Genomic DNA, 4874 nt, shown 5'->3' with positions numbered 1-4874 from the left:
CCGATGACCGGCACGCGCGCATTCCGAGTCGTCGCCACGAGCGCGCGCCTCGCCACCGGCGTCGTGGTCGCGGCGGCGTGCGTCGTCGGGGTGGTCGCGGCGGTGCACGCCCCGTGGCCCACCGTGACCCATGAGCCCGCACAGGAACAGGTGACGCCGCTTCCCGGGGACAGTGTCCTGCTGTGCTCCGGCGACTTCCGCGCCCTCGGTCGGAACACGGCGGCGCCGCTGGAGATGCGCGCCGCGGGCACGCCACGGGTGACCGCGGGAGGCACGTCGGGTGAACCGACGTCGTCCGGGCTCGCCGCCCCCGACCTCGTGGACGGCGACGACGTCCCCGTGCTCACCGGCGCGGTGGAGGGCCGGTCGGCGCCGCTGATCGCCGGAGCGGAGTCGGTGAGGCTCGCCGCCGACGACCTCGCGGGCCTCGCGGCCTCGCCCTGCGGCGTGCCGCGCCTGGAGTCGTGGTTGATCGGCGGGTCGGTCGGCACCGGTGCGGAGGACGTCGTCCTGCTCGCGAACGCCTCCGATGTCGCGGCGACCGTGACCCTCGCCGTCTACGGGACCGCTCGGGGCGGCCGCACGGTGATCGTGCCGCCGCGCACGCAGACCGCCCTTCCGCTGACCTCCGTCGCGGCGGGCAACGACGTGCCCGTCGTCAAGGTCAGCGCCGTCGGAGCCCCCGTGCGTGCCGTGCTGCAGTCCGCCCTGATGCGGGTGCTCGACCCCGTGGGCGCGGACCAGCAGGAGGCGGTCGCCGGCCCGCAGCAGCACCTCGTCCTGCCGGGGGTGCAGGCCTTCGAGACCGAGGGCGACCAGGGCGACATGACCGTCCTCCGCCTGCTCGCCCCCGGAGCGGACGCCACGGCGCGCGTACGGGTCACGGGGCAGAGCGGTGCCGCCGGACTCGACGAGTTCGTCGTGCCGCTCACCGCCGACGAGCCGACGCAGGTGTCGCTGAGCGGGCTGGAGCCCGGGACCTACACCGTGGAGATCGATGCGGACGCACCGGTCGTCGCCGGAGTCCGGCAGCAGGACGGCTTCGGGGCGGACTCCGACTTCGCCTGGGTGACGCCTGCTCCGCAGATCGACACCGAGGTGGCCTTCGCGGTCCCCGCGGGGCCGAGCCCGAAGCTGCAGCTGGCCAACCCCGCGGACGAGGAGGTCACGGTCACTCTCCGCACGATCGAGGGAGACGCTCCGCAGGAGATCACCGTTCCGGCAGGCGGCACCCGCGCGGTCGAGGTCCGCGCCGATCGGTCCTACTTGCTCCAGCCCGCGGGGCCGGTGCACGCGGCGGTGACGCTGACGGGAGCCGGGGCGCTGGCCGTCCTGCCGGTCCCCGCGCCCGCCGGGGTGGAGAGCTCGATCACCGTCTATCCCTGAGCAGGGAGGGCGGCGCGTTCAGTGATCGTGCCCCAGGTCCCACGGCTCGCGGCCGACGTATTCGGCCGCGGCACGGAAGACGGCGCTCTCGATCGCCAGCCGGCGATGGGTGGCGTCGTCGTGGCCGGGGGGAAGGAGGCGCTCGATCGGGATGCGGAAGAGCACGATCCTCCGCCGGTCCCGGTCCAGGTGCCAGCGGGGCACCTCGCCGTCGGCCTCGGTGCTCGGCAGCGCACCGATCTCGAAGCGGACGTCCTGGAGCTCCGGCCACGTGCCGCGGAGGAACTCGACGGCGGTCCCGACGGTGAGGTCGAAGCGGTCGATGCGCCCGTCCAGCGGGGCGAGCGGGGGCTTCACGACCTCGCTGCGGCCGAGCCGTCCGTGCCGGCCGTGTCGCGCGCCGCGACGGACACCGGAGACGGAGGCGGATCGACGACGGGGCATGCCGAAAGTCTAGGCGCTGCGTGCTCGTCCGGCGCGGCACCGCCGCCCGCGCGGCCGGGAGCCGTACGCTGACGATGATGGACGGACGACTGTGCTCGAAGGTCGGCTGCGCGCGCGAGGCCGTGGCCACCCTCACATATGACTACGGCGACCAGATGGCCGCGCTCGGCCCGCTCGGCGCGGCCAACGACCCGCAGGCGCACGATCTGTGCGCCCCGCATGCCGATCGGCTCTCGGTTCCCGCGGGCTGGCTGGTCGTGCGCCACGAGGCGCTCCGCGCCTGACCGAAGACCGCCGCTCGAGGAGAACCACGGGTGCGGGCCGCCCTCAGACGCCCAGGCGCCGCCCGGTGAGCTTCTCCGCCCGACGGTCGGCGTTCTCCAGCGCCCGCCGCTCCCGCTCCCGCCGCAGCACGGTGACGCCGACCAGGACGAGCTCCGCGGGCGCGGCCGGCACGGGGGAGACGTACGGTGTCGCCTCGGCCAGCAGGTCGGCCGCCACGCGCTCGCGCGCCGCCGGGAGCATGCGCGGGGCGCTCACGAGGAACTGCGAGATGCGGCGGGCGAGGCGGTCGGGGAGACGGGCCACGTCGGCGACCTGCGCCCACCCCGCCAGCGCGGGAGGCAGGACGGGAGCCGGGGTGAACAGCTTCGGCGTGCGCACCCGCTGGCTGTAGGTGCCGGCGACGAGGTCGCCCAGCCGCTGGGATCGCGCCGTGAAGGCGCCGACCAGGACCGCGAGGCCGCCGAAGGTGAGGTAGATCTCCAACACACCGAGCAGGGCGCGGATGAACGCATGCCGGAACCCCGCCGCGCCGCCGTCCATCCGCACGATCCGCCCGCCGACCGCGAGCTTGCCGAGGCTTCGGCCCTTGAGGGCCACCTCCATCGTGATCGGCAGGACGACGAAGCTGACGACGAGGGAGGCCACGAGGGCGATGCGATCCGTGGCCGGGTCGAGCACGCCGATGTCGAGGAGCCAGAGGCGCAGGAAGATCGATCCGACGAAGACGGCGTAGCCCAGCAGCATGTCGATCACGGCCCCCGCCGCCCGGAGGAGGAACCCCACGGGCTGCACGTCGATCGCGACCGCCTCTCCGGAGAGCACCTCGTCGGAGACGTCGATCTGCGCGGACATGAGTACAGTAAATCAGGTGGATGCCGATGCCCTCGCCGATGCGCGCCGGTCCGAATGGGAGCGGTTGGACGCCCTGAGCCGGGCTCGTCTCGACGGCGCCGGCGTCGACGAGCTCATCGTGCGCTATCGCGCCGCCTCGGCCGACCTCGCGGAGCTGAAGACCTCCATCGGCGAGTCGCCGCAGGGCGCCTACCTCTCCACGATCCTCGTGCGCGCGCGACTCCGTCTCACCGGCGCCGCGGACAGCATCCTCACCCAGACGGCGCGCTTCTTCCGGCTGCAGCTGCCGGCGGCGCTGTACCGGCTGCGATGGACGACCCTCGTCATCGCTCTCGCCTTCGTGGCCGTCGCCGTCGGGACCGCCGCCTGGATCGCGAGCGATCCCGCCCTCGTCGCCACCCTCGGGCCGCCCGACGCCCTCCAGCAGTATGCCGACGAGAGCTTCACCGGGTACTACACGGAGAACCCCGCCGCGGTGTTCATGGGCATGGTCTGGACGAACAACGCCTGGATCGCGATGCAATGCGTGCTGTTCGGCGTGACCGGGATCTGGCCCGTCTACATGCTCGTGCAGAACGCCCTGGGCCTCGGCACGTCCGGGGCCGTGATGGCGATCCACGACAAGGCCGACCTCATGGTCCTCTACATCCTGCCGCACGGCATGCTGGAGATGACGTGCATCTTCGTCGCCGCGGCCGCCGGCCTGCACATGTTCTGGGCGTGGGTGGTGCCCGGCCCCCGCACGCGCGGTGAAGCGCTCGCCGCGGAGGGCAGGGCGCTGGCCACGGTCGCCCTCGGACTCGTGTTCGCGCTCTTCCTCTCCGGACTCGTGGAGGGCTTCGTCACCGGCTGGGCGCTGCCCTGGCCGGTCAAGATCGGCATCGGGGCGGCGGCGCTCGCGGTGTTCCTCATCTACATGCTCGTCGTCGGCCGCCGGGCGCACCTGCGGGGCGAGACCGGCGATCTGGTGGAGTACGAGTCGGGCACGCCACGGCTCGTCGCGGGCTGACGCCTCCGCGGACCGCGGTCAGAGCCGTCCCGCCGCCTTGAGCTCGAGGTAGCGGTCGGCGATCCGGGGCGGCAGATCCTCCGGGTCGGCGGCGATGGCCTCCCCGCCCGCCCGGCGGATCGCGTCCGCGACGTTCTCGGCGTCGCGAAGCGTGCGCTCGGCGGCGGCGGCGAGGTAGACCTCCTCGCGGGACCCCCGGGCACGGGCGAGCGCGGCGATGCCGTCATCGGTCACCGACCCGACGAGCACCGTGGTGGCCCGGGAGGCATCGGGGAAGGCCCCGAGGAAGCCCCGGGCGGACTCGGCCGCGTCCTGAGCGGTGAGCACGACGATGAAGGAGGGGCGGGTCGTCAGGGTGCGCACCGCCGCGAAGGCCGCGTGCCAGTCCGTGTCGACGAGACGGGCGTGCACCGGGGCCATGGCGTCGGTCAGCGCGGGCAGGAGCCCGGTGCCGTCCACGCCGGTGACCCGCGCCCGGGTGACACGGTCGTGCATGAGCAGGTGCACGTGATCACCGGCGCGGGAGGCGAGCGCGGAGAGCAGCAGGGCCGCCTCCAGCGCGGCGTCGAGTCTCGTGCCGTCGCCCACGCGTGCGGCCGCCGTCCGTCCGGTGTCGACGATGAGGACGACGTGCCGATCGCGCTCCGGGCGCCAGGTGCGGAGCATCGTGGTGCCCGCGCGTGCCGTCGCCCGCCAGTCGATCGAGCGCACATCGTCGCCGCGCACGTACTCGCGCAGAGAGTCGAACTCCGTGCCCTGGCCGCGTACCTGGATGCTCGTGTTCCCGTCGAGCTCGCGCAGGCGCGCGAGCCGCGACGGCAGGTGCTTGCGCGAGGAGAACGCCGGCAGCACGCGGATCGCGCCGCGGACGGGGTGCCGCGCCTGGCGGCCGGCGAGG

The 4874-nt window shown here is 74.0% G+C and carries 6 protein-coding genes; 3 read left to right on the top strand and 3 right to left on the bottom strand.

The genetic code is table 11. The features are described from left to right. Nucleotides 1-1386, top strand: a 1386-nt coding sequence (locus D8M34_RS19085; RefSeq protein WP_342343185.1) for a DUF5719 family protein, incomplete at its 5' end; no start/stop codon positions are given. A gap of 18 nt (nucleotides 1387-1404) precedes the next feature. On the opposite strand, the gene D8M34_RS17595 is transcribed toward D8M34_RS19085, so the two are convergent. Then, on the bottom strand, nucleotides 1405-1830 hold the full coding sequence (locus D8M34_RS17595; protein ID WP_238695712.1) for a hypothetical protein: 426 nt from the start codon (nucleotides 1828-1830) through the stop codon (nucleotides 1405-1407). Between the two features lie 77 nt (nucleotides 1831-1907). Here D8M34_RS17595 and D8M34_RS17590 point away from each other — a divergent pair, with 77 nt between their 5' ends. Continuing rightward, the gene (locus tag D8M34_RS17590) at nucleotides 1908-2114 is read left to right on the top strand and encodes a DUF3499 family protein (protein ID WP_025103036.1); all 207 of its coding nucleotides are present in this window, start codon (nucleotides 1908-1910) and stop codon (nucleotides 2112-2114) included. A gap of 43 nt (nucleotides 2115-2157) precedes the next feature. Here D8M34_RS17590 and D8M34_RS17585 read toward each other — a convergent pair whose 3' ends face one another. Beyond that, nucleotides 2158-2967 (bottom strand): RDD family protein, encoded by an 810-nt coding sequence (locus D8M34_RS17585; RefSeq protein WP_025103037.1) that lies wholly within the window; start codon nucleotides 2965-2967, stop codon nucleotides 2158-2160. Nucleotides 2968-2983: 16 nt separating this feature from the next. Between D8M34_RS17585 and D8M34_RS17580 the strand changes: the two genes are divergently transcribed. Beyond that, on the top strand, nucleotides 2984-3976 hold the full coding sequence (locus tag D8M34_RS17580; RefSeq protein ID WP_025103038.1) for a stage II sporulation protein M: 993 nt from the start codon (nucleotides 2984-2986) through the stop codon (nucleotides 3974-3976). 18 nt (nucleotides 3977-3994) lie between these two features. On the opposite strand, the gene D8M34_RS17575 is transcribed toward D8M34_RS17580, so the two are convergent. Beyond that, nucleotides 3995-4874: DUF58 domain-containing protein (locus tag D8M34_RS17575; RefSeq protein ID WP_126894668.1), on the bottom strand; the 880-nt coding region annotated here is incomplete at its 5' end.

This window comes from Microbacterium sp. HSID17254, assembly GCF_003989315.1.
Lineage (GTDB): Bacteria > Actinomycetota > Actinomycetes > Actinomycetales > Microbacteriaceae > Microbacterium.
The sequence above is the reverse complement of the archived record's forward strand: the minus strand, read 5'-3'. Positions and strand labels throughout refer to the sequence as shown.

Excerpts from the sequence above, each read along its gene's own strand:
- D8M34_RS17595 (WP_238695712.1), bottom strand. The coding sequence starts at position 1,830 with ATGCCCCGTCGTCGATCCGCCTCCGTCTCCGGTGTCCGTCGCGGCGCG.
- D8M34_RS17590 (WP_025103036.1), top strand. The coding sequence starts at position 1,908 with ATGGACGGACGACTGTGCTCGAAGGTCGGCTGCGCGCGCGAGGCCGTG.
- D8M34_RS17585 (WP_025103037.1), bottom strand. The coding sequence starts at position 2,967 with ATGTCCGCGCAGATCGACGTCTCCGACGAGGTGCTCTCCGGAGAGGCG.